A 26976-nucleotide genomic window follows, 5' to 3' on the forward strand; every position below is an offset into this window, starting at 1 on the left:
GATTTTATAATTGGATATCACTCTGCTGTTATACCATTCCAACCAATTTTCTCTAGGTAAGAAGGTGTTAATTTCATTAATAAGTTACGATTATCTCGTGATAGATCGTATTTATAATTGAACTACAACAATGTTTTCACCTTTTTTAAAGGTGATTTTTTTCGATTCAGGCATGATGTCCCATTCTACTGACTTATGCTTTTCGTTGAGATTGATAAAATTACCAGATTGATTTAGATCAATTTTTAGAGTGCTACTTTCTGTCGTTTCGAGCGAAATTCCCATTGAGTCACGATTAATCGTGATTATTTCTCCTTCAATTGTTACATCGCATCGTTCTTTTTGTGAACAGTCAACGCTATTGACACTCTCGTGTGTAAAGGTACGCCAGAAAAATGCGCCTATTAAAACACTGAGCATGATTAAGATTTGTGCAAGTCGCGCCTTTGTTAACTTTTGTGCAGGCATAATTACTAATATCCTTGTTACAAACTTCAAACTTTTTAAATAAAAAATGATTTCCAGAGGTCCAGTAAGGTTACTACCCTGTCATTGAATTGTTAATTCAAGTATAGTGTCACGCTGAAAATGCCACTTTTTATTAAAGTCAGCAATGGAAATAAGGTGATGATAACACTTGAATTCTAGAGTTTACTTGGGTGGTGTTACGACGCAAGTCGTGTTGGAAGTAAAAGTGTAGTTAATTAGAAATTGGAAGCATGCAAATGAGCCAAGTAAAGCAGCTTGAACAAAACTACAACTATACAGTCGTTCGCCAATTTACCCTTGTGACCATTTTATGGGGCATAGTTGGTATGGCTGTTGGTGTTTTGATTGCCGCTCAATTAGTTTGGCCACAGCTAAACTTTGATACGCCGTGGTTGACGTACAGTCGCTTACGTCCACTGCATACTAATGCGGTAATTTTTGCGTTTGGTACCAGTGCTCTGTTCGCAACGTCTTATTATGTTGTACAGCGCACATGTCAAACACGTCTTTTTGGTGGCCCACTCGTTGCCTTCACCTTTTGGGGTTGGCAAGCAATCATCCTGGCAGCAGCCATTACTTTGCCTCTCGGTTTAACATCGGGTAAAGAGTATGCTGAGCTAGAATGGCCTATTGATATCGCAATTGCGCTAGTATGGGTATCATATGCGGTGGTGTTCTTCGGCACACTAGTGAAGCGAAACACGTCACATATTTATGTGGCAAACTGGTTCTTCGGTGCCTTTATTATCACAGTAGCAGTACTTCACATCGTGAACAGCATGGCTATTCCTGTGTCACTTGGTAAATCTTACTCGATTTACTCGGGCGCAGTGGATGCGATGGTTCAGTGGTGGTATGGACACAATGCGGTAGGTTTCCTACTGACCGCTGGTTTCCTAGGTATGATGTACTACTTCGTTCCTAAACAAGCAGAACGTCCTGTTTATTCTTACCGTCTATCTATCGTTCACTTCTGGGCACTTATTTCTCTATATATTTGGGCAGGCCCTCACCACCTTCATTATACAGCGCTACCAGACTGGACTCAGTCTCTAGGTATGGTTATGTCGCTGGTTCTATTTGCTCCTTCTTGGGGTGGTATGATCAACGGTATTATGACGTTATCTGGTGCATGGCATAAGCTTCGTTATGACCCTATCCTACGTTTCCTAATCGTTTCACTGTCGTTCTACGGTATGTCTACCTTTGAAGGCCCGATGATGTCGATTAAGACGGTTAACGCACTTTCTCACTACACAGACTGGACCATTGGTCACGTTCACTCTGGTGCGTTAGGTTGGGTTGCGATGGTTTCTATCGGCTCTGTATATCACTTGGTACCTCGCCTATTTGGCCAAGAGCGTATGTACTCTGTTGGTCTAGTTAATGTGCATTTCTGGCTAGCAACAATCGGTACCGTTCTTTACATCGTTGCGATGTGGATCTCTGGTGTAATGCAAGGTCTTATGTGGCGCGCGGTTAACTCTGACGGTACGCTAACTTACAGTTTTGTTGAATCTGTAGAAGCGTCTTATCCGTTCTACTTTGTACGTTTCCTAGGCGGATTTATCTTCCTATCTGGTATGTTCCTAATGGCATACAACACGTACAAAACGGTAAGTGCACCTAAAGAAAGCCTAAAAGCTATCCCACATCCGGCATAAGGAGATTTAAGAATGAGTAATAATTCTAATAATCGCCATGAAATCTTAGAACGTAATGTCGGTTTGTTGGCTATTTTTATCGTGTTTGCTATCAGTTGGGGCGCTCTTGTAGAGATCACTCCTCTGATTTTCCAAAAGCAAACGACTGAACCTGTAGAAAATCTGCGCGCTTACACTCCTTTGGAGATGGAAGGCCGTGATATCTACATCCGTGAAGGTTGTAACGTCTGTCACAGCCAGATGGTTCGTCCTTTCCGCTCAGAGACTGAACGTTACGGTCACTACTCTGTTGCTGGTGAGAGTGTTTGGGAACACCCATTCCTTTGGGGCTCTAAGCGTACAGGCCCGGATTTAGCTCGTGTTGGTGGTCGTTATTCTGACGAATGGCACCGTGTTCACCTGTTAGATCCTCGTGAGCTTGTACCTGAGTCAAACATGCCAGGTTTCCCGTGGCTAGCTGAAAACGTTTTAGACGGTAAGCTAACTCAGAAGAAACTTGAGCTATTTCGTGATCAGTTCGGCGTTCCATACACTGATGAAGAGATCGCGAATTCGGCTAAAGAAGTAGAAGGTAAAACAGAGATGGATGCAATCATCGCTTACCTTCAGTCTCTTGGTCATGCAATGAAGTAAGGGGATCATATGGATTTCGGTACAATTCATAGTATTTATACCGTTGTACTCTTCGCTAGTTTTATTGGCATCGTATGGTGGGCATTTAGTAAAAAGCGTAAAGCACGCTTTGAAGAAGATGCCAACTTGGTGTTTGCTGACGAAGAACAAAAGACCCCTAATAACCAAGGAGTGAAGAAGTAATGACTACATTCTGGAGTCTCTGGATTATCGTGATTACTGTCGGTACGCTAGTAGGCTGTGCGATTCTCCTGACTTGGTGCGCTAAAGATAAAATGGGCGTCGAGGAAGGGGAAGACATGGGCCACGAGTACGATGGTATTCGCGAGCTAAACAACCCTCTACCAAAGTGGTGGACTTACCTGTTTGTAAGCACATTTGTGTTCGCAGCAGTTTACCTTGCCCTATTCCCAGGTCTAGGTAGCTTCAAGGGCTTTTTAAACTGGCAGAGTTCGGCTCAAACCGTTCGCTCACTAGAAGAGTCAAAAGAAGCCATCGCTGCAGCACAAGAGAACAAGCAACTAAACCAATATGCAAAAGAACTGGATGATGCCGACGCTTACTTCGGCGAAGCATTCCGTAAACTTGCGCACAATGACAGTGGTCTACGCCCAATTCCTGAAATTGCGCAAGATCCTGAAGCATTAAAAGTTGGTCAGCGTTTGTTTTTGCAAAACTGTTCTCAATGCCATGGCTCTGATGCACGTGGTCAGAAAGGCTTCCCTAACCTGACTGATGATGCATGGCTATATGGTGGCGAGCCAGCAGCGATCGTTACAACCATCATGCACGGCCGTATTGGTCAAATGCCAGCATGGAAAGATGCCCTTGGTGAGCAAGGTGTTCAAGAAGTTGTAAGTTACACACTTAGTCTATCTGGTCGTAAAGTAAATGCTCGTGAAGCCGCGGCAGGTAAAGCACGCTTCGTAGTGTGTGCTGCTTGTCATGGTACCGATGGTAAGGGTAACCCTGCAGTCGGTGCGCCTGACCTTACAGACCAAGACTGGTTATTTGGTGACTCTCGTGCAGCTGTAACAGAAACCGTAATGAACGGACGCTCAGGCGTAATGCCTGCGTGGAAAGACATTTTGGGTGAAGATAAAGTTCAGCTCGTTGCCTCATATGTCTGGAGTTTAAGTAACTCAGAGAGTAAGTAACTGAGATATTACGTAACATAGCAATAACAGCCCCTTTCATAGGGGCTGTCTTTCCTTTAAATTTAACGCCTTACATTTTTTCATTTAGCTGTTGAGAACTTTTTTATGGTAAAGCCTTGGTATAAACAATTTTGGCCGTGGTTCCTAATCATCCTTCCTCTTACTGTCGTAGTTTGGACTGTGATTACTGTGGTCGTTTTCTCGAACAACTCTGTTTCTTTAGTCGCTGAGGATTACTATAAAAAAGGCAAAGGCATTAATATCGATATTAGTAAAATGAATGTCGCTCGTGACCTAGGTCTTAACGCTGAGATTTCCTCTGAAAATAACAATGTTGTGATTGTTTTCGCTAAAGGGAAGCTACCTCATTACCCTGCTCTAACGGCCACTTTCACTCATCGTACTCTTCCTGATCGTGACTTCACAAAGCTTGTAACAGCGGATGCATCTGGTAATTACCGACTAAAAGCTGAGGAATCTATTCAAGGGCCATGGTTTGTTGAACTACAACCACACGACAAGCAATGGATGATCCAAGGTAAAGTTGAGTTTCCTGCCTCTTCAACACCGTTAATGAAGTAAGCATATGTGTAAATCCTGTTATCACTGCGGTGAAGATGTACCAGCCAACACGGATTTCAAAGTAGAAATATTGGGTGAAATTCGCGACATGTGTTGTCCGGGCTGCGAAACTGTGGCGCAGACTATTGTCGATAGTGGTCTTGTCTCATATTACCAATACCGCACTGCGCCTGCAGAAAAGGCAGATCTAGTACCAGAGCAACTCCAAGCTTTAATTCATTATGACAATGCGGATGTACAATCTGAATTCGTACGAAATCGCGAAAATGTTTCTGAAGTAACCCTTTCTTTGGAAGGCGTTTCATGTGCCGCTTGTGCGTGGTTAATCGAAAAGCAAGTTTCTAATACGGCCGGGTTGGTATCTATCCGTGTTAATACAACCACCAATCGAGCGTTACTAGCCTGGGATAAAACTCAGGTACGGTTAAGCGAGCTCCTTTCCGTTATACATAAACTTGGTTACAAAGCTGCACCTTTTGAAGCAGATAAGCAAGAAGCCTCTTACCATCGAATGATGAAGCAATATCTATATCGGCTAGGTATTGCAGGTTTAGCAACCATGCAGGTCATGATGCTCGCCGTTGCACTGTATCTCGAAGTCTTTGGTGATTTAGAGCCAGAGTTTAAAAGTTACTTTCGTTGGGTAAGTTTGATTTTTGCTACTCCTGTTTTGCTTTATTCCGCTCTTCCATTTTACTTAAACGCATGGCGCAGTATCAAAGGCCGAACCCTTGGTATGGATGTCCCGGTTTCTATCGCGTTGATCTTTGCCTATGTTGCAAGTTTAGTTGCAACAGTAACTGAACAAGGCGAAGTCTTCTTTGAATCTATCTCGATGTTTACCTTCTTTTTGTTAGTAGGTCGATTCTTAGAGATGCGCGCTCGTCGCAAAGCTGCTGCAGCGAGTGGTAACCTTCTTAAGTTGATTCCTGCAATTGCTACAACGCTGGACGGTGATCAGATACCCGTGAAGACGCTAAAAGTTGGCGATCGCATTCGCGTTCTACCTGGTGAACATATCCCCGCTGACGGTAAAGTTATTTCAGGCCGTATTCATATTGATGAATCCATGCTAACGGGCGAGTCAGTGCACGTTGTGAAACGAGAAGGCGATATTGTTTATGCAGGAACGCTAAACGGAGACGAATCATTTGAACTTGAGGTAGTAAGCTCAAAGGCCGATTCAATGATTTCTAACATCGTGCGTTTACAAGATGAAGCTCAACACTCCAAACCTAAAATTGCGGAAATTGCAGACATTGTCGCCCGTTACTTTGTTGGTGTGATTCTTATCATCTCTGCTGGTACTTGGTTTTACTGGCATCAAACAAAACCAGATGATGCGTTTTGGATCATGCTGTCTGTGTTAGTTGCTACATGCCCATGTGCGCTATCTCTGGCCACTCCGACCGCTCTCACTTGTGCTACCTCTAGAATGGGTAATTTTGGCATTTTGCTTCGTAAAGGCCATGTGTTTGAGACACTATGTAAGATCAACCACTTAGTTGTAGATAAAACAGGCACTCTAACGAAAGGTGATATTGAGATCTGTGAAACAAAGGTACTTAGTGATCTCCCACAGAAAGATTGTCTATCACTAGCTGCAGCTTTAGAGGCTCATGCAAACCACCCTATCGCTCGTTCTTTTGCAACTTACACCAATGATGACTTTATCGTGTCTGACGTGCAAAACGTGATTGGTTCAGGGATTGAGGGTATGTGGAATGGCAAAATCGTTAAGATAGGTAGTGCTGCTTTTGTTCAAGGCAAAGAAAGTGGTGAAAGCCAGGCGGTCTATCTGTCGGTTGATGGCAAGCATGTCGCTAGCTTTTACTACCGCGACCCTATCCGAAAAGAAAGCAAAGCCTTTATTCAACGTTTTGCTGACGCTGGAATTAAGACAACCCTGCTAACTGGTGATTCTCTCTCAAACGCCCAACCAGTGGCGAATGAAATTGGTATCGATCACATCGTCGCGTCAGCAAAGCCAGAAGATAAGCTTGCATACCTTAAGAGCTTGGACGAAAACAGTATCACTATGATGGTTGGTGATGGAATCAATGACGCGCCGACTCTCGCCGGAGCTCACCTTTCTGTCGCAATGGGTGGTGGTACAGATGTCGCTAAAGCTTCTGCTGATATGACGTTACTTGGGGATAATCTCGAAAAGCTACTAGAAGCACGTTTGCTTGCACTGCGTACAAGAAAGATTATTCGAGAAAACTTGGCTTGGTCTTTGGGTTACAACCTGTTAATTTTGCCTTTGGCGGTCGCAGGTTTAGTGGCTCCCTACATTGCAGTAGTTGGCATGTCTGCAAGCTCAATTATCGTTGTATCTAACTCTTTGCGCCTGCTCAAAGAGAAATAAGTAGAGAAAGCAAACATGGAAAGTCTTTATATATTGATTCCCATCGCTATCGTTCTCGTTTGTGTTGCTGTCGCAGTTTTTCTTTGGGCGGTAAGAAGCGATCAGTTTGAAGATCTTGAACGGCAAGGGCACAACATTCTTCTCGACGAAGAAGACCAATCTAATAGTGATAAAAAGTAGCGACTTTATGACTCCTGATTTTATCGGTGCGTTGATGATCGGCTTAGTAGGAGCCGGTCATTGTATGGGTATGTGTGGTGGTATCGCGTCTCTGCTTACCATGGGCTCTTCTGCTAAAAATAAAACTACCCCTCTTATCCCCCTCTTCTACAACCTCGGACGATTGATCAGTTATACCTTAATAGGAGCATTAGTCGGTGGTGCTATATCAGGTTTATCTGAACTTAGTGGGTTAACGCACTCTCTTGCTTGGTTAAGGCTGATTGCGGCGTTATTCATGATTCTGGTCGCGCTGTATATTGCTAAATGGTGGCAAGGCTTACTTTTAATAGAAAAGCTAGGGCAGTATCTCTGGCGCTTTATCTCGCCGGCAGGGAAGAGTTTGTTGCCATTAAAGCATCCTCTTCACGCGCTGCCATTTGGCTTTATTTGGGGTTGGTTACCATGTGGCTTAGTTTATTCAGCGCTTACTTGGTCGGCGGTTTCTGGTAGTGCGATCAACGGCGGCCTAATTATGCTTGCGTTTGGGCTCGGAACGCTACCTGCAATGCTTATTATTGGATATGGTGCCAATCATTTTCAGAAATTACAAAAATCATTAATATTTAGAAATATTTCAGCATTAATCCTTATTGGGTATGGTTCGTATACCGCTATAGGAGCCTTAGCGTTACTCGGTTTCATATAACGATAAACTCTATTGAGGTGACATTTTTGCTACCCTTTAGGATTAAGCGATGCTAAAATATTGATGTATATCAAATAGTGAAAGGTTGTTATGATTTCTGAAAAACCTGCAACAAAGCGTATCCAATCAGGCGGTTGCGCCATTCATTGCCAAGATTGTAGCATTAGTCAACTGTGTATCCCGTTCACTCTAAATGAGGCAGAACTCGACCAGCTTGACCAAATCATCGAACGTAAGAAGCCTATTCAAAAAGGACAAGAGCTTTTTAAGGCTGGTGATGAGCTAAAATCGCTATACGCTATCCGCTCTGGTACCATCAAGAGCTATACGATCACAGAGCAAGGTGATGAGCAAATCACAGCGTTTCACTTAGCTGGAGACTTAGTCGGTTTCGATGCTATCACTGGTGACTCCCACCCTAGCTTTGCTCAAGCACTCGAAACGTCGATGGTATGTGAAATCCCATACGAAATTTTAGACGATCTATCGGGTAAGATGCCTAAGCTTCGCCAGCAAATCATGCGTTTGATGAGTAACGAAATTAAAGGTGATCAGGAAATGATTTTGCTTCTTTCTAAAAAGAATGCAGAAGAGCGACTAGCTGCTTTCCTTTACAACCTATCAACGCGTTTTTCTCAGCGTGGCTTCAGCCCTAGAGAGTTTCGTTTAACTATGACTCGTGGTGATATTGGCAACTACCTTGGTCTTACAGTCGAAACGATCAGTCGTTTGTTAGGTCGTTTCCAGAAATCAGAGATCCTAAGCGTAAAAGGTAAATATATCACTATCTTAGACCACGATGCATTGATGGAACTTGCTGGTGTAACTAAAGAATAATACACCCTAATTATTGATGTAGCTCGAAAATGAGCTACATCATATTTCTCATAAATTCCTTTCGAAAGTCCTCAAAAAGTTCTCCAAACTAAGCTACAGTAAAAATGTACGGTGAGTACTCCAAAATACTGATTTAATTTACATTCAGTATCTGGTTTTGCAATAGAAGTGGGCTTAGTTATGAGTATATACAGTAAGATCCTTGTTGTAGCTGACATCAATAATGATGAGCAGCCCGCACTTGCAAGAGCTGTTCAATTAGCTCAGAAAAGTGTATCTAGAAGCCGAATCACTTTCTTTTTATCCATTTACGATTTCTCGTATGACATGACGTCAATGCTGTCAGTGGATGAAAGAGATGCTATGCGTCGAGGTGTCATTCATCAGCGTGAGCAGTGGATGCGTAAAATTGCTCAACCATACCTAAACGATGGCTTCGACTTTGATGTTTGTGTTGTCTGGCACAACCGCCCTTATGAGGCGATTATTGCTGAAGTCTACGCAGGCAATCATGACCTAGTCATCAAAGGCACACGTAAGCATGATGTTTTAGAGTCTGTCATTTTCACACCGACAGATTGGCACTTGTTGCGAAAATGCCCTATTCCAGTGCTTCTTATTAAGAATGCTGCTTGGCCGGAACAAGCAAGTATCCTTGCCTCAGTACATGTGGGCTCAGAAAACCCGACTCATATTGATCTCAACGATACGATGGTCGAGCGATTAAAAGAAATCACCACTCGGCTTGAGGCCAAGCCATATCTTGTTAACGCCTACCCCGTTACACCGGCGAACATTACGATTGAACTTCCTGAATTTGACCCAACGACTTATACCGATGCGGTGCGAGGTCATCATTTAACGGCTATGAAAGCACTACGCCAAAAACATGGTCTTGATGAAGAACAAACGATAGTTGAGCAAGGTTTACCTGAAGATGTCATTCCGGCAGCTGCAGAGCGCTTAAATGCTGCAATGGTTATTTTAGGTACTACAGGGCGAACTGGGCTTTCTGCTGTCTTTATTGGTAATACAGCGGAGCACGTAATTGATAAAATAAATTGCGATGTGTTGGCTCTAAAACCAAAAGGTTACATTAGTCCTCTCGATCCAAATACAGCAACCTAATCTCTCCTTAGTATTGCTATGTATTGAGCGCGCTAATAAATCCCCCGAATACAGGGGGATTTTTGTTTGGGAACAGTTAAAGCGTTGGGTACAAAAAAGGAGGTCTAATTGACCTCCTTTTTTACGAGTTAGATGTTCGTAACATCGATGAACATCGATTCATCAATATTCGTCGAAGAAACGACAGCCTCATTAAATTCATACTCTTCGCGGTTACCTTCACGTTCTAGCGGTAAGTTAACAAAGTCGAACAATTCGCGGTCTGCTAGTTGGCTTGGGCTTACGTTTTGAATTGATTTAAAAATTGCTTCCACACGCCCTGGCGTCTTCTTATCCCATTCAATCAACATTGCTTTTATAGATTGACGCTGAAGGTTCTCTTGAGAGCCACAAAGGTTACACGGAATTATTGGGAAATCCTTGTGCTCAGCGTATTTGATCAAATCTTTTTCACGACAGTAAGTCAATGGACGAATGACCACGTTACGGCCATCATCAGAGCGTAGCTTTGGTGGCATCGCTTTAAGGCGAGAGCCGTGGAACATATTCAAGAACATTGTTTCGACGATGTCATCCATGTGATGACCTAGCGCAAGCTTAGTTGCACCAATTTTCTCTGCAAATGAATACAGCGTACCACGTCGCAGGCGTGAACACAGACCACAAGTGGTTTTGCCTTCTGGTACCTTCTCTTTTACGACGGAATACGTGTCCTTATCGACGATATAGTAAGGGATATTCAGTGTTTCGAAATACTCTGGCAGAATGTGCTCAGGGAAGCCCGGTTGTTTTTGGTCTAGGTTTACCGCAACCACTTCAAATTTGATCGGTGCGGCTTTTTGAAGATTCAGCAGGATATCAAGCATCGCGAATGAATCTTTACCACCGCTAATACATGCCATTACAACATCGCCTTCTTCGATCATGTTGTAATCAGTAATGGCATTTCCAACATGTCTTCTTAGGCGTTTCTGAAGCTTGTTGAATTCTAGGGTTTCTTTTCTTGTATCTATTTGGTTCATTGCGGGCTCTCACATCGCCGATAAATCGACTAGGACTTCCTAACATGGGTTTCTTTGGGGCGTGGATTATACGAGCTTTTTACGCAGGATTAAATGTTTGTCTTATTGAGTCTTTAAGAAAAGAGTGTGAAAGATACTTTAGTTACGGTCAAAATTAAAAAAGAGCTGCGATTGCAGCCCTTTCTAAACGTTCAGTGTTCATTTCTTTGCGTTAGGTAGATAAGGTAACACTCGCATCGTCGGTTCTGGTAGTGTCATTGTGCCACCTTGCCCTATTTCACTTAGTGCGACTTGTATCTTGCCATTGACAATTGGCTTTTCGGTTCCGTTTGAGAAAATCACTTTATCATTCAGTTGATTTGCAAACTCCATCGTCACACCTTGAACCTCCGGTGTAAACCAACCCGCAAACATACCGCCTAAATCTTCCAGCATCGTCTGCATTTGAGGTAGAAGAGGCTTAAGTTGGTCGTAAGAAACGTTACCCTGTAATGGTTCTTTGGTCATCACGACAAGTGAGTAATCGCAACGTGTATCTTTTGGGGTATCGACAAAAACCAACGGATTTGCTGACTTTAAGTTTTTATCAACTGGTAAAGGCAACTCTTGTGAAGCAGGGATAACAAACTCTTCATAGTGCTCTTCTTTTTCCATCCAAGCTTTTTCTATCGTACAAATTTGCTTAGTTTTTGCGTCCACAAAAAAGACACCAACTTTCACATCGTCATGCCCTTCTTTATTGTTGTTTTTTAGTTGAGTGTATAACTTTGAGTACGTGAACATGTACTCTTGAGCTTGGGTTATCGGCGATACAAGAATTAGCGCCGCACTTCCCAATAGACTTAGGCTTAACTTTTTCATTTTATCCGTTATTTTATTGCGTCCAGTAGGCGTTGTTATGACGAATCATAGCGCGAAGATCGTGTACATAGGCGATGCCACGTTCAGAATAGGCTAGCAACCCATGCGTTAACTCTGACGCGGTTGCAACCGTTAACAAGCCCTTGTTCTTTTCAGCCAGAGATGTTCTGATTTCACGCAGGTCTGCATACGCTGGGTTTCGATTAACATTCATAAAGTAGCCATGAACAGACTGTTGTACAGAATCGAATTTTTCAACTTCATGAACTTTGTTAGCGCCACGTTGCGCTGGAACAATTCCACAGCCCTTTTTATAACACCATTGGCCGAACAAGTTGTTTGCTTGAGTAGCAAAACGAGAAGTGCCCCACGCAGATTCATTTGCCGCTTGAGTTAGAACCAACGCTTCTGGTAAGACGTTCACTCTCACAAGCATCTCGTCTAGCCATGCTTGATCAATCTTATCGTTACTCAAGGGCAACGAATACAGAGATGATAACCGCTGAGCATACTCTTGTTGTTCTTGCGTCACTTGTCCCACCTTTAAAGAGGTAAGAAAGGCCCGCTCATGACGAATTCGTTGATTCTCAAGAGCAATTTTAGGCCTTAAAAAATCAAAAAAAGCAGCTTTTTTCTCTTTCGTATCTTTTATTGAATTGAAGTCTGGGATATCACCGATGTATGGCAAGTGTGATAAATCGACATGCTTAATCTTGCCAGAGAGTACGTCAGGATTTTCCACATATTTAAACTGTTTCTCGTAGTGTAAATATGGGCCTATAGAAATGAAAGTGGCGGCTATACAGGTTGCCGCCACTCGTAAACTTATTGATTTCAAAGAATTAGGCATCAAACACCTGTGAGTTACCATCGTGATCATTATCGTTTTTCTGTGTTGTAACGATCTTAAGCTTAATTCCAAACATTTCGCGGTAGAGTATGCCTTTCAAATGGAAGAAGAATGGCAGCACAAAAATCAAGCCAATACCGTAGAACATTGCTGCAATAATAAACATTAACATCACGCCTAAGTAAAGCCCCGCGACCACAAAAATCTTCTTGTTGATTGCGCGAAGTGATAACAGCAACGCTTGCATTGGTGGCACCCTTTTCTCACAAATCAACAAAATAGAGTGACTAAATGCCAAGGAAAGATACAGCGACAGTAAAGGAAAAATCATACCAACCACACCTTGTAGCATTAAGCTCATGAGCGTTGCTAGGATAACAGGAATGGTGAACTGCAACCCCTTTCCAACATGGCGCAACTTAGTCTTTAAGCCAGCGACATGACTCATAGCCATCAAACTTATCCCCGCATAAATTGGGGCGCTAATCACCTCATAACTGAAATTCGCGACATAAATAGAAGACACAATATCGTTTGTGAACGACTCTGGGTTCTCAAACGCATCAAGAATAACGGTCAAATCGCCCAACTGCAGTTTTAATGCAATATAGAAAATACCTAACTGGACAAAAAGCAATACAATAATGGCAGGAGAAAATGATAAAAAGTGCTGGATGGTTGCTCGCCAAGCTTCGTTAAAAACCGCGCCAGCTTTAAGCTCGTAGTTGCCAGACAAAGCTCGCTCTACACTCCCCCCAAGATTGAAATCTTTCTCAAAATCGTCGTTCATAGTTTATCCAAGACTAACTTGTAAAATTTTGACTGGAATTCCAGTCAATTAATGTAATCGTCATTATAAAGAAATCTTTCCACATCTAACATCACAACTCACCTACAATCCTTGCAATCTCAACTGTATGGTTGATAATTGACCACTTTCAAGGTCATGAAATTGAAACAATTGTTGAACAAAGTTTAGTGCTATCAAACTGTGTCTAGATGCCAATTAATCTCATAAAAACAGTATGGTAAGGAATGATGGCTTTTTCCTGCAAAATTATTTCTGTTTCAAGATAAGAAAATGCTTTAATTTCACACTTTTGGTGATTATGATGCGCGCCTCAAAAGTGAATGGTTAGTGTCACATCAGCTGGGATAATCCCGGCTTGAACGTGGGGGAAATACAGACGTTGAACGCAAAACCGCAAGCAGGAAAGCCAGTTATTCGTTTATCTGGTATTAGTAAAAGTTTCGATGGTAAGGAAATCATCGGTAATTTAAATCTGGATGTTAATCATGGTGAATTTCTGACGATTCTCGGGCCTTCTGGTTGTGGTAAGACAACAGTTTTACGCATGATTGCAGGTTTTGAAACGGCAGATAACGGTCAAATTATTTTGGATGACCAGGATGTAACACAGGTTCCTGCAGAGCAAAGGCACGTCAACACGGTATTTCAAAGTTACGCATTGTTTCCACACATGACCGTATATGAGAATGTCGCTTTTGGCCTTCGTATGCAGAAAACGCCTACTGCGGACATTGAACCACGAGTAATGGAAGCGCTACGCATGGTGCGCCTAGAAAAAATGGCACAGCGTAAGCCTCATCAGCTTTCTGGTGGTCAGCAACAACGTATCGCCATTGCGCGTGCGGTTGTTAACAAACCAAAAGTACTGCTGCTAGATGAATCTCTATCGGCACTTGATTACAAACTGCGTAAGCAAATGCAAATCGAGCTTAAACAGCTTCAGCGTCAACTTGGTATTACCTTTATCTTCGTTACGCACGATCAGGAAGAAGCCCTATCGATGTCTGACCGCATTATTGTAATGCGCGATGGTGTTATCGAGCAGGATGGTTCTCCACGTGAGATTTACGAAGAGCCGAAGAACCTATTTGTTGCTCGCTTTATCGGTGAGATCAACGTATTCAACGCAACCATGCTAGAGCGTATCGACGAGAAACGTATCCGTGCAGAAATCGAAGGTGTCGAATCTGTTGTTTACTACGATCAGGAAGCGCAAGCAGGTGAAAAACTGCAAGTACTACTTCGCCCAGAAGACTTACGTATCGAAGAGATCAAAGAGTCTGAAGAAAAAGGCATCGTAGGTCACGTAACAGAGCGTACCTATAAAGGTATGACGCTTGATTCAGTTATCCAATTGGATTCGGGCATGCGTGTAATGGTTAGCGAATTCTTTAACGAAGATGATCCTGATGTGGACCACTCACTTGGCCAGAAAGTCGCTATCACTTGGGTTGAGAGCTGGGAGGTAGTCCTCAATGATAAGCAAGAAGATTAATCTTCAAAACGCGATCATTACCTTAATCGTCGGTTGGTTAACACTTTTCGTGTTGGTACCAAATGTGATGATTATCGGTACGAGTTTCTTAACGCGTGATGAAGCAAACTTAATCGAAATGACATTTACTTTCGACAACTACTTACGTCTACTCGACCCCTTGTATGCGAAAGTGCTGATGCACTCGTTCTACATGGCGATCGTGGCGACGTTGTTGTGTTTAGTAATTGGTTACCCATTTGCTTACATCATAGCGAAAATGCCAGAGAAATGGCGCCCATTCATGTTGTTCTTAGTTATCGTACCTTTTTGGACAAACTCTCTTATCCGTACTTACGGCCTGAAGATTGTTCTGGGTACACAAGGTATTTTGAACAAATCATTAATGGCGATGGAAATCATCGATAAGCCATTACGTATTATGTACACCGAAACAGCAGTAATGATTGGTCTTGTGTACATCCTGCTTCCATTTATGATTCTGCCGCTTTACTCGGCAATCGAGAAGTTGGACAACACTTATATCGAGGCGGCGAAAGATCTTGGTGCGAACAAGTTCCAAACCATTACGAAAGTGATTCTACCTCTGACAATGCCTGGCATTATCGGTGGTTGTTTGTTGGTTCTGCTACCAGCACTAGGTATGTTCTACATCTCTGACCTTCTTGGTGGTGCGAAGAACCTACTGATTGGTAACGTTATTAAGAGCCAAGTATTGAACGCTCGTGACTGGCCATTTGGTGCTGCGACCAGTATCGCCCTCACCTTCGCAATGGCTGTGATGCTTTACGCTTACTACAGAGCAGGCAAACTATTGAATAAGAAAGTGGAGCTAGACTAATGGGACGCACAGTTAGATTTAGCTTTATGGCGCTGGTGTATGCATTTTTGTATCTGCCAATCATCGTCTTAATTGTTAACTCATTTAATGCCAACAAATTTGGTATGAAATGGGGTGGTTTCACCACGAAATGGTACGAAACCTTAGTAAATAACGACAGCCTAATGCAAGCTGCATGGCATTCATTGAACGTAGCGGTATTCTCAGCGACAGCAGCAACCATCATTGGTAGCTTAACGGCCGTTGCCCTATTCCGTTACTCGTTCAAAGGTAAAGGTGCGGTAAACGGCATGCTGTTTGTCGTGATGATGTCTCCCGATATTGTAATGGCGATTTCATTACTTGCTCTGTTCCTAGTATTAGGCGCACAGCTTGGCTTCTTTACACTATTGATTGCTCACATCACCTTTTGTCTACCATTCGTTGTGGTAACTGTATACAGCCGCTTAAATGGCTTTGATGTGAAAATGTTGGAAGCAGCAAAAGACCTTGGTGCAAGCGAGTGGGTTATCTTGAAACAGATCATCCTTCCTCTCGCTAAACCAGCGGTTGCCGCAGGTTGGTTATTGAGCTTTACCCTGTCTTTGGACGATGTGATCATCAGCTCGTTTGTAACGGGTCCAACATACGAAATCTTGCCATTGAAGATTTACTCCATGGTTAAGGTGGGTATTTCACCGGAAGTGAACGCCCTAGCAACGGTGATGTTGATTGTTTCTTTGGTCTTGGTAGTAATTTCTCAGTTGCTAGCAAGAGAAAAAGTGAAGTAGAATCCGCACCTGTTAACATCACGAAACAGAATGGTTACATGCCATTCTGTTTTTCTATCTATCGTCCAAAATTGGACAACGTTTGGTTTGGAGCTAACGTCAATGAAAAAATGGGCTACTCTATTAGCTGGTAGTGCATGTGCGCTTTCTCTGTTCTCTGGTACAGCGGCAGCGGATGATAAAGAATTAGTATTTATGAACTGGGGTCCTTACATCAACAGTAATATCCTAGAGCAATTTACTAAAGAAACTGGCATCAAAGTGATCTACTCGACTTACGAGTCGAACGAAACTTTGTATGCAAAGCTAAAAACTCATAACCAAGGTTATGATCTAGTAGTACCTTCAACGTACTTCGTAGCGAAGATGCGAGACGAAGGTATGCTACAAAAGATCGACAAGACTAAGCTGAAAAACTTCGGCAACCTAGATAAAAACTACCTAGACAAGCCTTACGATCCAAGTAACGACTACTCTATCCCACACGTTGTTGCGATTACAGGCCTAGCGGTTAACGCAGATATGTACGATCCAAACGACTTCCAAAGCTGGGCTGACCTATGGAAGCCTGAGCTTGAAGGTCAAGTAATGTTGATGGACGACACTCGTGAAGTGTTCCATATCGCTCTACGTAAACTTGGCTACTCAGGTAACTCAAAAGACCCTAAGCAAATCGATGAAGCGTACGCTGAGCTACAAAAGTTGATGCCTAACGTTTTAGTTTTCAACTCTGACAACCCTGGCGCACCTTACATGTCTGGTGAAGTGGGCGTTGGTATGCTTTGGAACGGTAGCGCCGCAGCGGCAAAAAGTGAAGGCCTGAACCTTAAACTCGTTTTTCCTAAAGAAGGCGGTATCGGCTGGGTTGATAACTTCGCTATCTCTTCCGGTGCGAAGAACGTAGAAGCCGCTCACAAGATGATTGACTTCCTACTGCGCCCAGAAATCGCAGAGCAAATCTCTCGTGATACTGGCTACCTAACGGCGGTGGAAGAATCGAATGCTAAGTTTAAAGACGTTGCCCCACTGTTCCCTTCTCAAGAAGACCTTGACCGCGTTGAATGGCAAGATGCGGTTGGTGATCTAACCGTTAAATACGAAGATTACTTCCTAAAGCTGAAAGCGGGACAATAATCTAGCTTGTGTAACAAGTCATCAACCATAGGAAAATAGGCAGCAATACGCTGCCTATTTTTGTCTTAGGCTGATATAATCGCGCGTTGCTAGGTTTATTTGTCTTGGTATCATAGATTTATCGTCTCATAATAAGGAGACAGCGATATTCAAGCTAAATGAACATATTTGTGCTTACTGCGATTTGGCTCAACTTGATAACTCCAGCTAGTATTGACTTGTCCAATCGCGAAACAAAACGGAAAACAAATGAAAAGTAAATTCTACGCAAGCGCTCTATGTGCAGCGACGCTCATCGCTACCCCTGCAATGGCTGCTGATCAAGAACTGTATTTCTACAACTGGTCGGAATACATTCCAAACGAAGTTCTTGAAGACTTTACAAAAGAAACCGGAATCAAAGTTATTTACTCTACATACGAATCTAACGAGAGTATGTATGCAAAACTAAAAACTCAAGGTTCTGGTTACGACTTGGTAGTACCGTCTACCTATTTCGTCTCTAAAATGCGTAAAGAAGGCATGCTACAACAGATCGACAAAGAGAAATTATCTCATTTTGCCGATCTTGATACTAACTTCCTAAACAAACCGTTCGATCCGAACAACAACTACTCTATCCCATACATTTGGGGTGCGACCGGTATTGGTATCAATGCTGACATGCTAGACAAGTCATCGGTTTCTAAATGGGATGATTTCTGGGATAGCAAGTGGGAAGGTCAACTAATGCTGATGGATGATTCTCGCGAAGTATTCCACATTGCATTGACTAAGCTTGGTTACTCACCAAACACGACTAACCCAGAAGAAATCAAAGCCGCTTACGAAGAACTGAAAAAGCTAATGCCAAACGTATTAGTATTTAACTCAGATTTTCCTGCAAACCCTTACCTTGCGGGTGAAGTTTCACTAGGCATGCTTTGGAACGGTTCTGCATACATGGCTCGTCAAGAAGGCGCGAACATCGACATCATCTGGCCAGAAAAAGGCACTATCTTCTGGATGGACAGCCTAGCAATTCCAGCTGGTGCGAAGAACGTTGATGCGGCTCATAAGATGATTGACTTCTTACTGCGCCCTGAGAACGCAGCTAAGATTGCACTTGAGATTGGTTATCCTACGCCAGTTAAAACGGCACACGATCTGCTACCGAAAGAATTTGCTAATGATCCAAGCATCTTCCCACCACAAGAAGTGATGGACAGCGGTACTTGGCAAGATGAAGTTGGCGAAGCGAGCGTAATGTACGATGAGTACTTCCAAAAGCTAAAAGTGAACAACTAATTCGTTAGTTTTAAAGATATGAAAAAGCGGCTCATGAGCCGCTTTTTTGTTCTTAATGACAAGACAAAAACTCTTCCTGTTGAAGTTATTACGCTCTTTCTTTTCCTTCTAGAGCCAGTATCTCGTCAACTAATTTTGGAACCTCAACGCTTGCTTTTCCGTAGCGTTTTTCCTCAAATTCACTTTCTACCGCACTAGGTTCTAGGTTAATTTCAATGGTATGTGCGCCGTGCATTTTTGCATCATGAACAAAACCTGCTGCGGGATACACAACGCCAGAAGTCCCAATAGAAATAAACAAATCTGCTTCTTCTAATGACGCGTAGATATCACCCATTCGCAGTGGCATTTCACCAAACCAAACAATATGTGGTCGCATTTGTGAAGGGATCTGACAACAGTGACAAAGCTCGCCTGTCTTAATGTCCTCATTGTGTTCTACTACTTGGTTAGATTCACTACAGCGGGCCTTGAGCAACTCACCATGCATGTGAATCACATTCTGACTGCCGCCTCTTTCGTGAAGGTTGTCTATATTTTGAGTGATGACCGTCACTTTACCTTCTAACTCAGCCTCTAAACGACCTAATGCTTCATGCGCTGCATTAGGCTTTATCGCATTATCTTGAAGTTTCTTGCGGCGTTGGTTGTAAAAGTCTTGAACAAGGTCCGGATCGCGAGCAAACCCTTCAGGCGTTGCTACATCTTCGATACGGTGATTCTCCCATAGGCCATCTTGCGCACGAAATGTTTGAATACCAGATTCGGCCGAGATACCTGCACCAGTAAGTACTACAATATTTCTATAAGGGAAATTCATAACTCATCCTTGCTGTTTTTTCATTAGCTTAACACTGAAAGAATAGCAACAGTAGTAATATGGATTAGACCATAGTCGTAATGGTCACTATTAGAATTACAATTTAAGAGGAACAGCAATGAGACAAGTATCTCTAACGTTTACATTGTTTATGACTTTGGCCGGCTGTCAACTTACCAATGTTGAAGGCGAAGTCGATGATGTAAAGGTAAGAGTCAGCACCAATGATGATGACCATCGAGGTAATGGTAATTTCTGTCCTCCAGGCCAAGCCAAGAAAGGCAATTGCTAAAAGAGCGGCTTTATGCCGCTCCCATATTGGCCTCAATCCTCGTTGGTCGAAGATATTTTATGAATGGCTAGGTCAGCGCCATTGAATTCGTCTTCTTCTGAAAGCCTTAGTCCCATACTGGTATTAATCGCACCGTAGACTACAAGTGCACCAAGCACTGCGATGGAAAGGCCCAAAAGCGTTCCTAGAAGCTGAACGATAATGCTCACGCCACCTAGCCCACCCAATGCGCTTTGACCAAAAATCCCAGCGGCAATACCACCCCAAGCGCCACATACACCGTGTAAAGGCCAGACACCTAGCACATCATCAATCTTGGTTTTGTTTTGTAGGTGGGTAAAAAGATAAACAAATAGCACGCAAGCAATCGCACCTGTCACTAAAGCACCGATAGGATGCATTAAGTCTGAGCCCGCACATACAGCAACCAAGCCAGCTAGTGGGCCGTTATGAATAAAGCCAGGGTCATTCTTACCAGCCAACAGTGACGCGACAATGCCCCCGACCATTGCCATCAATGAGTTCATAGCCACCAAGCCACTTATGCCTGACACGGTTTGAGCTGACATGACGTTGAAGCCAAACCACCCCACACATAAGATCCAAGCTCCCAAAGCCAAAAACGGAATATTCGAAGGTGCAAAGTTGGTATGCTTTCCTGCTCGAACTCTGCCTTTTCTCATGCCCAAAAACACAACGGCAACCAACGCTATCCAGCCGCCAACACCATGTACAACAACTGAACCTGCAAAGTCGTGAAAGCCATAACCAAAGGTATTTTCAAACCAAGCTTGAACACCAAAGTTTCCGTTCCAGATCATTCCCTCAAATAACGGGTATACGATGCCGACAGTGAAAAATGTTGTGATTAGAATCGGATAAAAACGAGCTCGCTCTGCGATACCACCAGAAACAATAGCAGGAATCGCTGCAGCGAAGGTCAGCAAGAAAAAGAACTTCACCAACTCGTAACCATTGCCTTGAGATAATGTCTCTGCATCAGCAAAGAAGGTGCCGCCATAAGCGACCCAGTATCCAATGAAAAAATACGCAATGGCGGAAATACCGAAATCGGCCAAGATTTTAACTAAAGCATTAACTTGGTTCTTTTGGCGCACGGTTCCTACTTCAAGAAAAGCAAAACCAGCATGCATCAAAAAAACCATGATTGCGCCAAGTAGTAAGAAAAGTGTGTCGGAACTTTGCGTGAGAGTTTGTACAGCGCCGTGTACCTGATTGGCAGTTACACTCATTATGATTGTCTCCGTTGATCTGTAGCGCACTTATCCTGTGCATCAAAGTTAGGCTCATCACCAATTTGGTGAACTTAATTTATAGAGCGTCTATCAGAGCAATTCTCATTCCATAATTTACATTTCTAACACTTACGATTTAATTTATTGTTTTGTATGAACTTTAATAAAATTAGGCATTCTTAAAATGGCGCTTAACACGCTAATAAGTGCACCAATATGGTTTTAGTGCACCAACATAATGCGCACCATATAGCTCAACAAACAGCAAACTTTATACGATAAACGTAAAAGCCACCTCATGAGAGGTGGCTTATATACGGAATTGCTAACTAAAGGAGTTTATCGAGTGATCTTCCCGGCTTTTACTTCTTCTAGCCAACGTCCTTCAACGAGATAGGGGGGGAGCCAACCAGTTTCAACAGATAAACGGTTACCTTTCTCATACCACATACATGCCATACCAAGCAGAGGGAAATTAATGAACGTGCGGATCCCTACTCTATCTGGTCCCAATTCTCTAAGATGATATTTCTCTTGAAACTGTAGGTTTTTAACGAGCACTTCCTCAAAATCATAACCAATGTTAGTAGTGAGCGCTGCGAAGGTTTCTAGGATCCCCATCGCAATTTCCAACGCCCAGTTATCCCCTTGGGCTACCGCTGCGTCCATTGCTGCGACGAGCTTATCAGGATAGTCCGATGTGCGATTATGAAACGACTGGATGACATCTACTAACATGTAAGACAATTCACCCGCTTTAGTAGAGCTTTGTCTCATCAAAGAAATCGGAAAGTTCGCCAATACGTCCATGCTAGGTTTATCACGCACAATCACCGAAGTAAAATACGCATCTAGCCACATTGAAGGACAAATGAAGCCTGTTTTTAAAATACCTTCCCCATCCCATGTCACTTCTGGATAGCCGAGTATCTGGATACTTAATGGTTCTTTCTGATACATAGCGAGCCGATGATAACATGCGCCCATTAGCGAAGTTTCATAAAGACGCAAGGTACATATTTGCTCATCTTCATGTGAGGCTTGAAACCAGGTATACCAGCGAACCTGGTCAATGGCAAAATCACCAAGACTGACCAGGTTTTCCCGCCTGATTTTAAGACCTTCTTTTCTGTTATCTAAGACCCGGTTTATAAATTTTTTCCGATTCACAATGGCTTGAGTGTCAAGTTCAGGATTTGCTTTGCGCTCTACAACTTTGACCGATTCTTTGCTTTGCATTTTTACTTTAGTCCTTCTGAATCAATTTTAAATTCTGCCACTTCTAGTTTTACGTCCGAGGCTTTTCCACTTTCTGGGATGCTTGCTTGAGTATGTATATATCGAATAGGTATGCCGGAGAAAGCTGCAAATTGGATTTCGTCGGCAGCTAATTTTTCAGTCGTTCCTTCTTTATTCTCTGACATTAACTTAACTATTTCCGCCGCATATTTACTTGTCCCTTGCTGATATGCTTCATTGCCAATTTTACGACTGCCGAGCGGGCTGCTGCCCCCCTTAGCCTCAACGATGATGATTTCTTCAGGATCATCTGAGAGGTAAACCATATCAAAGTCGCCCGGCTTCGAAATTGAGGTTCCAATATCTTTGGGATGAAGCAGCTTAGCATTAGGACGTTTACTCCGGACAAAGTCATCCGCGGCCAACTCACCTATTTTTGCAGACTGTTGGTTAATATTACCAATTTGAGCGTTATATCCCTCTTCGCCAGCTCGAGCGTCGATTGCCTCTTGACGCTCTTTTAAGCATTCGTCAATTTTTTCTTTGTTTCTTTCTGTTAGCTCATAATCACTCGTATTGAGTTCAGAGTTTTCTTTATACTCTGCTTTATTCAGCACAAGATCTTCAGTAAAGATCGTGCAACCTTCTTCCCCGCCAACTTTCTCTGAGTCAAAAACATGCGCATTTACAAATTCCTCAATCCCAACAACATACTGAACTTCGTGCCTGCTGCCATCTGAATGATTGATATGACGATAAAAAGTAATTTCATTTTTCTCGCAATCAATATGGTCTAAATCGTATTCATATCGAATATGATTTTTACCTTTGGGTTTTCGGATTTTGACTTGCGAGCGAACGCCATCTTCTCCGACGGATGATTCTTTTGCTGCCTCTAAAATCTGATCGCAAACCTCTTGGGGGACATCGCTTTGCGCCTGATACGCTGCCAACATTTGACCCAAGCGTTTTAACCCTTCTTCACAAAGGAAACCTGTTGGATCAATCCACTGGATAGGATTGACTGCATATTGGTAATGGTTAATGCCACCAGCAATAGATATCGGATCTTGTTGGATAAAGCGTCCTAGCTTAGGATCGTAATACCGAGCGAGGTTGTAGTGTAAGTCGGTTTCTTGATCGAAGTACTGCCCTTGAAAACGCAGTGGATTTACTACTTTTTCAATATGTACATGAGCAAAGCCATGAGCATCGTAGCTGGCACTCCATACAACATTCCCCTCGCAATCGATCAGTCGCTCTGGTTTACCAACTTGATCGCACTGGTACCAATAAATAACGTCATTTTCTAGCAGTGCCACTGGCGTGTAGGTTTCTGGTTGATATAGGTACCAGCGGAAAGCGCATGAAGAGCGTTCACCAATTAAACGTTCCCCTTCCCACAAGAACTCCGTAACGCCTTGTTGTGTAATTTTCTTCGTCCTGCGCCCTAATGCATCATATTCATATTGACTGATGCCATCGTCGGTGTGAACTTCAATGAGCTGATTTAACGCATCAAATACGCGAGTCTGAACGTGTCCTTGCCCCTCACGTTTTGTCTGGTTTCCTTGCGCGTCATATTTGAACCGGACACCATCGTGTACTTCAATACGATCAGCGAATACCTCTGAAGATGGCAAAGTAGGATTGCCAAAACTATCGTATTCAAACTTAGTCACTTCTCCGGAAGCATTGACTCGTTTCAGTTGCCCTAAGGCATCGTACTGATAGTGTGTTGCTCCTGCCGTATTATCAATGATTGATGAAATACGGTTTTGCGCATTGTAAACGTACTTTTTCTCTCTATCAGGCCAATGTTGTTCGACCAAACGACCAACACCATCATAAATGATGCGCTCATTAAAATATGCCGTTTCAATTTGGGAAACTCGTCCCATTTCATCGTAATGAAATTTGATTTGAGGTAAATCTAGGTTTCCAAACCGAATCGCTGAAAAACGCCCATATCGATCGTAAGAGAAGTTCAGCTCCGTATTATCTGGCAGTACCTGAGATACGCGTTGGCCAACTCTGTTAAACTCCTGCGCTATCTCAAACTGACCTTGAATGCGCTTTGTTAAATGCCCGAATGAAGAGTGTTGGTATTGCAATGTTTGATGGCGATTGGATGCGAAAGTAAGTCGACCACCAAGCGTATAGTTGAAGTGGTTCTCTACAATACTGCTACCATTTCCTGCTTTGACGTGCTTGAGATAACCCGCAGCGTCATAGCGATACAGCACAGTCCTATCGGCGACTTGCTTACGATGGATCCGTCCCATATGATCATAATCAAATTGGCTTTGTAGATTATCAAACCCGACAGTTCCTGACAGCTGGCCTTCATCGTCATACAGGAATTCGAACTCTAAGCCGTCACTCCGAACTAATTTAGTCAGGTTACGTTGTTGATCGTATTCGTAAGAAATATGGCTGCCATCGGGAAAGATGACTGCTTCTTGTTGCGCGAGTGCTCCCCATTGATATGAGGTAATGCCTGCTGGCGTTCGAATCTGAGCAACACGGCTGTGCTCATCGTAAGAATATTCTTCGCTATAACCGACTTTGTCTTCGTCGTTAAAATAACGAACTGATGTACGCCTGCCAAATTGATCATAAGCGAGTTGAGCAATACACCCATCGGGATAAGCAACGCCATTCACTAAATCTTCTTCATTGTAGCTATAACGAAGTAATGTACCGTCTATTTCATTCGCGATAAGTCTTTGTTGTTCATCCCACCACCACTGACTTTTCTTACCATCTTCAGACTCTTTTTTGACGACTTGACCGTGTTTATCGTAATCATATTCCGTGACACAGCCAAACTGGTCGGTATCCCAAACTCTTTGACCGAGGCTATTGTAGTAAGCCTTCTCGATATCCCCGTCAGGTGAAACCGTTTTAACTAACTTACCTAAGCCGTCATAACCATATTGAATTTCTTTGCCAGAGGAATGAAACTTAGAAACTAATTGACCATGCTGATTATATTGATAATTGACCGTTGACTGATCAGGATAGATAGCTTGCGCTTTTCGCCCTAATTCATCATATTGCCATCGCCAAGTTTTACCTGTGGGGCTTATTTTCTCGAGTAAGTTACCCTGCTCGTCATGCAAGAAAGACCATTGATGATCTAACGAGTCAGAATAAGAAGAGTGATTTCCTTGATAATGGAAGCGATAGTCATAAATTCCTGCGTCCCCAACGTTTCTGATGCATTTCGCTTTTGCACCTTCGCCATCCCATTCAAAATAATGAGTAAAGCCAGTTGGTCGTACACGTTTAACAATTAAATGCCCGCGGTATTGATACTGTTCCTTTAAGCCTAAATGATTAGTTGCACTGACCAAATCATCGTGCTCATCATAGGTATAAGTTGTCAGAACTTTTTGGGACTTTGCATTTAGCAGTTCTACAAGGCGTCCTTGCTTATCATATTGACATTCAAGAACCGGACGCTTGTTGTATGCAATCTCGATCAATCGATGGTTTCGAGAATACTGCAGTTGAAACGTTGAAAACGTGCCATTTCTGACTTGTTTAACAACCCAACGATCATCTTTCTGTTCAAATCGATATTGATGCCCATTCGCGAGCGTTACAATCCGAGTTGTTGAGCTCAGGAAATAACAGCTCGCACCAGCGTATATTTGATAACTTGTTGCTCCAATATCTACTGGCTCAAATTCTGTGATATCGGCCTTATCGTCAACAAACTCCCAAGCGATAACATTGTCTTTCTCGTTCGTCTTTTCGCGTAATTCAAACTGAAATGCATGTCGCCAACCAAAGCCCATTCCATGATTTACATCCGACTGCGAAGAGCGGTAAGTACGCTGCCAAGTAGTACCTTGTTGTAGCTCGATATCATAGAGTTCGAGAATTTCTTCACCCGTCACAAGTGATACAGGATCACCGGCTTTCTCATGTTTTTCGCTGCTTTGTTGCTGAGGCTTGTCGGATGCGGCACTTCTGCCACTCTTTTTATTCGACTTCCCCTTTCCCTTCGATGGTTTTGCATTGACGGTATTTTGAGTCGGTGGAGGCGTAACCGCTGACGAGAGTGCGTAGTTTTCGCCGGTAGGTACAATTCGAGCGACATGCAAGTCACCGTTCACCAAAGCATTGGCAAACGTTGAATTATAGTGTTGGGAAGTAAGCTCACCGTCAGGTATGTTTGGCTTGAATTGACCAATCGCATAGAACAAGTCCTCGACAGAGCGAAGGTCAAGCTCACCAAAGCTCTCAAGAAACTCTATTGCCTCTTGTTTGGTCACGAATGTTTTAGGTTCGCCGCTAGTAAGTAACTGACCAGAGAAGTGATAACTTTCGCCAAAGCGATTCGTGATAGGAATGACGAATTGAGGGATCATAGCCGTAACGTGTTTGTCCTTTTCTTACCTTGCCGCATCATTTAATGCTCGTTTCGCTCTTTTTATTTGTGAGAGCAAGATGCCTTAATCAAACATCCTCCGATAGAGATTCCTCTGTATGAGTAGACTGAATGTATTGATGGCAATTTTCACGTATGCAACTCTTTGAATTTCTGAGCGCAGCGTACTT

The 26976-nt window shown here is 43.0% G+C and carries 25 protein-coding genes; 16 read left to right on the forward strand and 9 right to left on the reverse strand.

The window, feature by feature from the left end:
• Nucleotides 1–111: 111 nt before the first annotated feature.
• On the reverse strand, nt 112–468 hold the full coding sequence (locus tag R7E51_RS08720) for a hypothetical protein (protein WP_005377473.1): 357 nt from the start codon (nt 466–468) through the stop codon (nt 112–114).
• 257 nt (nt 469–725) lie between these two features.
• Between R7E51_RS08720 and ccoN the strand changes: the two genes are divergently transcribed.
• The 10 genes from ccoN to uspE all read left to right on the forward strand — a co-directional run bounded on the left by ccoN (nt 726) and on the right by uspE (nt 9726).
• Nucleotides 726–2153, forward strand: coding sequence for a cytochrome-c oxidase, cbb3-type subunit I (gene ccoN, locus R7E51_RS08725; RefSeq protein ID WP_005396488.1), 1428 nt, complete (start codon nt 726–728; stop codon nt 2151–2153).
• 12 nt (nt 2154–2165) lie between these two features.
• Nucleotides 2166–2786, forward strand: coding sequence for a cytochrome-c oxidase, cbb3-type subunit II (gene ccoO, locus R7E51_RS08730; RefSeq protein ID WP_005377475.1), 621 nt, complete (start codon nt 2166–2168; stop codon nt 2784–2786).
• Nucleotides 2787–2795: 9 nt separating this feature from the next.
• On the forward strand, nt 2796–2969 hold the full coding sequence (locus R7E51_RS08735; protein WP_005377485.1) for a cbb3-type cytochrome oxidase subunit 3: 174 nt from the start codon (nt 2796–2798) through the stop codon (nt 2967–2969).
• The gene (gene ccoP, locus R7E51_RS08740) at nt 2969–3943 is read left to right on the forward strand and encodes a cytochrome-c oxidase, cbb3-type subunit III (RefSeq protein WP_005377487.1); all 975 of its coding nucleotides are present in this window, start codon (nt 2969–2971) and stop codon (nt 3941–3943) included. The genes R7E51_RS08735 and ccoP overlap by 1 nt, the downstream gene beginning before the upstream one ends.
• Nucleotides 3944–4048: 105 nt before the next feature.
• Entirely contained in the window at nt 4049–4525 is a 477-nt protein-coding gene (locus R7E51_RS08745; RefSeq protein WP_005377489.1) for a FixH family protein, read from the forward strand.
• 4 nt (nt 4526–4529) lie between these two features.
• A complete protein-coding gene (locus tag R7E51_RS08750) occupies nt 4530–6893 on the forward strand; it encodes a heavy metal translocating P-type ATPase (RefSeq protein WP_017821936.1) in 2364 nt (787 codons plus the stop codon).
• A gap of 15 nt (nt 6894–6908) precedes the next feature.
• A complete protein-coding gene (ccoS, locus tag R7E51_RS08755) occupies nt 6909–7073 on the forward strand; it encodes a cbb3-type cytochrome oxidase assembly protein CcoS (protein ID WP_005377493.1) in 165 nt (54 codons plus the stop codon).
• A gap of 7 nt (nt 7074–7080) precedes the next feature.
• Nucleotides 7081–7761, forward strand: coding sequence for a sulfite exporter TauE/SafE family protein (locus R7E51_RS08760; protein ID WP_017821937.1), 681 nt, complete (start codon nt 7081–7083; stop codon nt 7759–7761).
• Between the two features lie 90 nt (nt 7762–7851).
• Nucleotides 7852–8598 carry an FNR family transcription factor gene (locus R7E51_RS08765; protein ID WP_005377497.1) on the forward strand — a complete coding sequence of 249 codons (747 nt, stop codon included), beginning with the start codon at nt 7852–7854 and terminating at the stop codon, nt 8596–8598.
• Nucleotides 8599–8778: 180 nt separating this feature from the next.
• Complete coding sequence (gene uspE, locus R7E51_RS08770) at nt 8779–9726, forward strand: universal stress protein UspE (protein ID WP_005377500.1); 948 nt, start codon at nt 8779–8781, stop codon at nt 9724–9726.
• 128 nt (nt 9727–9854) lie between these two features.
• On the opposite strand, the gene ttcA is transcribed toward uspE, so the two are convergent.
• From ttcA to R7E51_RS08790, 4 genes are all read right to left on the reverse strand, one after another.
• Nucleotides 9855–10748, reverse strand: a complete 894-nt coding sequence (gene ttcA, locus R7E51_RS08775; RefSeq protein WP_206957988.1) for a tRNA 2-thiocytidine(32) synthetase TtcA — start codon at nt 10746–10748, stop codon at nt 9855–9857.
• Nucleotides 10749–10946: 198 nt separating this feature from the next.
• Nucleotides 10947–11609 (reverse strand): DUF2987 domain-containing protein, encoded by a 663-nt coding sequence (locus R7E51_RS08780; RefSeq protein ID WP_005389171.1) that lies wholly within the window; start codon nt 11607–11609, stop codon nt 10947–10949.
• 13 nt (nt 11610–11622) lie between these two features.
• On the reverse strand, nt 11623–12459 hold the full coding sequence (locus tag R7E51_RS08785; protein WP_017634900.1) for a glucosaminidase domain-containing protein: 837 nt from the start codon (nt 12457–12459) through the stop codon (nt 11623–11625).
• Complete coding sequence (locus R7E51_RS08790; RefSeq protein ID WP_005377508.1) at nt 12452–13249, reverse strand: hypothetical protein; 798 nt, start codon at nt 13247–13249, stop codon at nt 12452–12454. The genes R7E51_RS08785 and R7E51_RS08790 overlap by 8 nt, the downstream gene beginning before the upstream one ends.
• Nucleotides 13250–13649: 400 nt before the next feature.
• Between R7E51_RS08790 and potA the strand changes: the two genes are divergently transcribed.
• The 5 genes from potA to R7E51_RS08815 all read left to right on the forward strand — a co-directional run bounded on the left by potA (nt 13650) and on the right by R7E51_RS08815 (nt 18797).
• Nucleotides 13650–14765: a spermidine/putrescine ABC transporter ATP-binding protein PotA gene (gene potA / locus R7E51_RS08795; RefSeq protein WP_017634901.1), complete on the forward strand. Its 1116-nt coding sequence runs from the start codon at nt 13650–13652 to the stop codon at nt 14763–14765.
• Entirely contained in the window at nt 14746–15606 is an 861-nt protein-coding gene (potB, locus tag R7E51_RS08800) for a spermidine/putrescine ABC transporter permease PotB (protein WP_005377512.1), read from the forward strand. Before potA ends, potB begins: the two co-directional genes overlap by 20 nt.
• Nucleotides 15606–16376, forward strand: a complete 771-nt coding sequence (potC, locus tag R7E51_RS08805) for a spermidine/putrescine ABC transporter permease PotC (RefSeq protein WP_005389180.1) — start codon at nt 15606–15608, stop codon at nt 16374–16376. Before potB ends, potC begins: the two co-directional genes overlap by 1 nt.
• A gap of 102 nt (nt 16377–16478) precedes the next feature.
• Entirely contained in the window at nt 16479–17510 is a 1032-nt protein-coding gene (locus tag R7E51_RS08810; protein ID WP_206957989.1) for an extracellular solute-binding protein, read from the forward strand.
• A gap of 249 nt (nt 17511–17759) precedes the next feature.
• Entirely contained in the window at nt 17760–18797 is a 1038-nt protein-coding gene (locus R7E51_RS08815) for an extracellular solute-binding protein (RefSeq protein WP_005377521.1), read from the forward strand.
• A gap of 88 nt (nt 18798–18885) precedes the next feature.
• Here R7E51_RS08815 and cobB read toward each other — a convergent pair whose 3' ends face one another.
• Nucleotides 18886–19617 carry a Sir2 family NAD+-dependent deacetylase gene (gene cobB, locus R7E51_RS08820; RefSeq protein ID WP_005377522.1) on the reverse strand — a complete coding sequence of 244 codons (732 nt, stop codon included), beginning with the start codon at nt 19615–19617 and terminating at the stop codon, nt 18886–18888.
• Nucleotides 19618–19735: 118 nt separating this feature from the next.
• Between cobB and R7E51_RS08825 the strand changes: the two genes are divergently transcribed.
• Nucleotides 19736–19909, forward strand: a complete 174-nt coding sequence (locus R7E51_RS08825; protein ID WP_206957990.1) for a hypothetical protein — start codon at nt 19736–19738, stop codon at nt 19907–19909.
• A 32-nt stretch (nt 19910–19941) separates the two neighbouring features.
• Here the strand turns inward: R7E51_RS08825 and R7E51_RS08830 are convergent, their stop codons facing one another.
• The 3 genes from R7E51_RS08830 to R7E51_RS08840 form a co-directional block, all read right to left on the reverse strand.
• Nucleotides 19942–21162, reverse strand: coding sequence for an ammonium transporter (locus R7E51_RS08830; RefSeq protein ID WP_206957991.1), 1221 nt, complete (start codon nt 21160–21162; stop codon nt 19942–19944).
• A gap of 342 nt (nt 21163–21504) precedes the next feature.
• Nucleotides 21505–22404 carry an immunity 49 family protein gene (locus R7E51_RS08835; RefSeq protein ID WP_206957992.1) on the reverse strand — a complete coding sequence of 300 codons (900 nt, stop codon included), beginning with the start codon at nt 22402–22404 and terminating at the stop codon, nt 21505–21507.
• A gap of 2 nt (nt 22405–22406) precedes the next feature.
• The gene (locus tag R7E51_RS08840) at nt 22407–26786 is read right to left on the reverse strand and encodes an RHS repeat-associated core domain-containing protein (protein WP_017821915.1); all 4380 of its coding nucleotides are present in this window, start codon (nt 26784–26786) and stop codon (nt 22407–22409) included.
• Nucleotides 26787–26976: the final 190 nt, after the last annotated feature.

It is taken from the genome of Vibrio sp. Vb1166 (assembly GCF_033338695.1).
In the GTDB taxonomy this organism is placed as follows: Bacteria; Pseudomonadota; Gammaproteobacteria; order Enterobacterales; family Vibrionaceae; genus Vibrio; species Vibrio alginolyticus.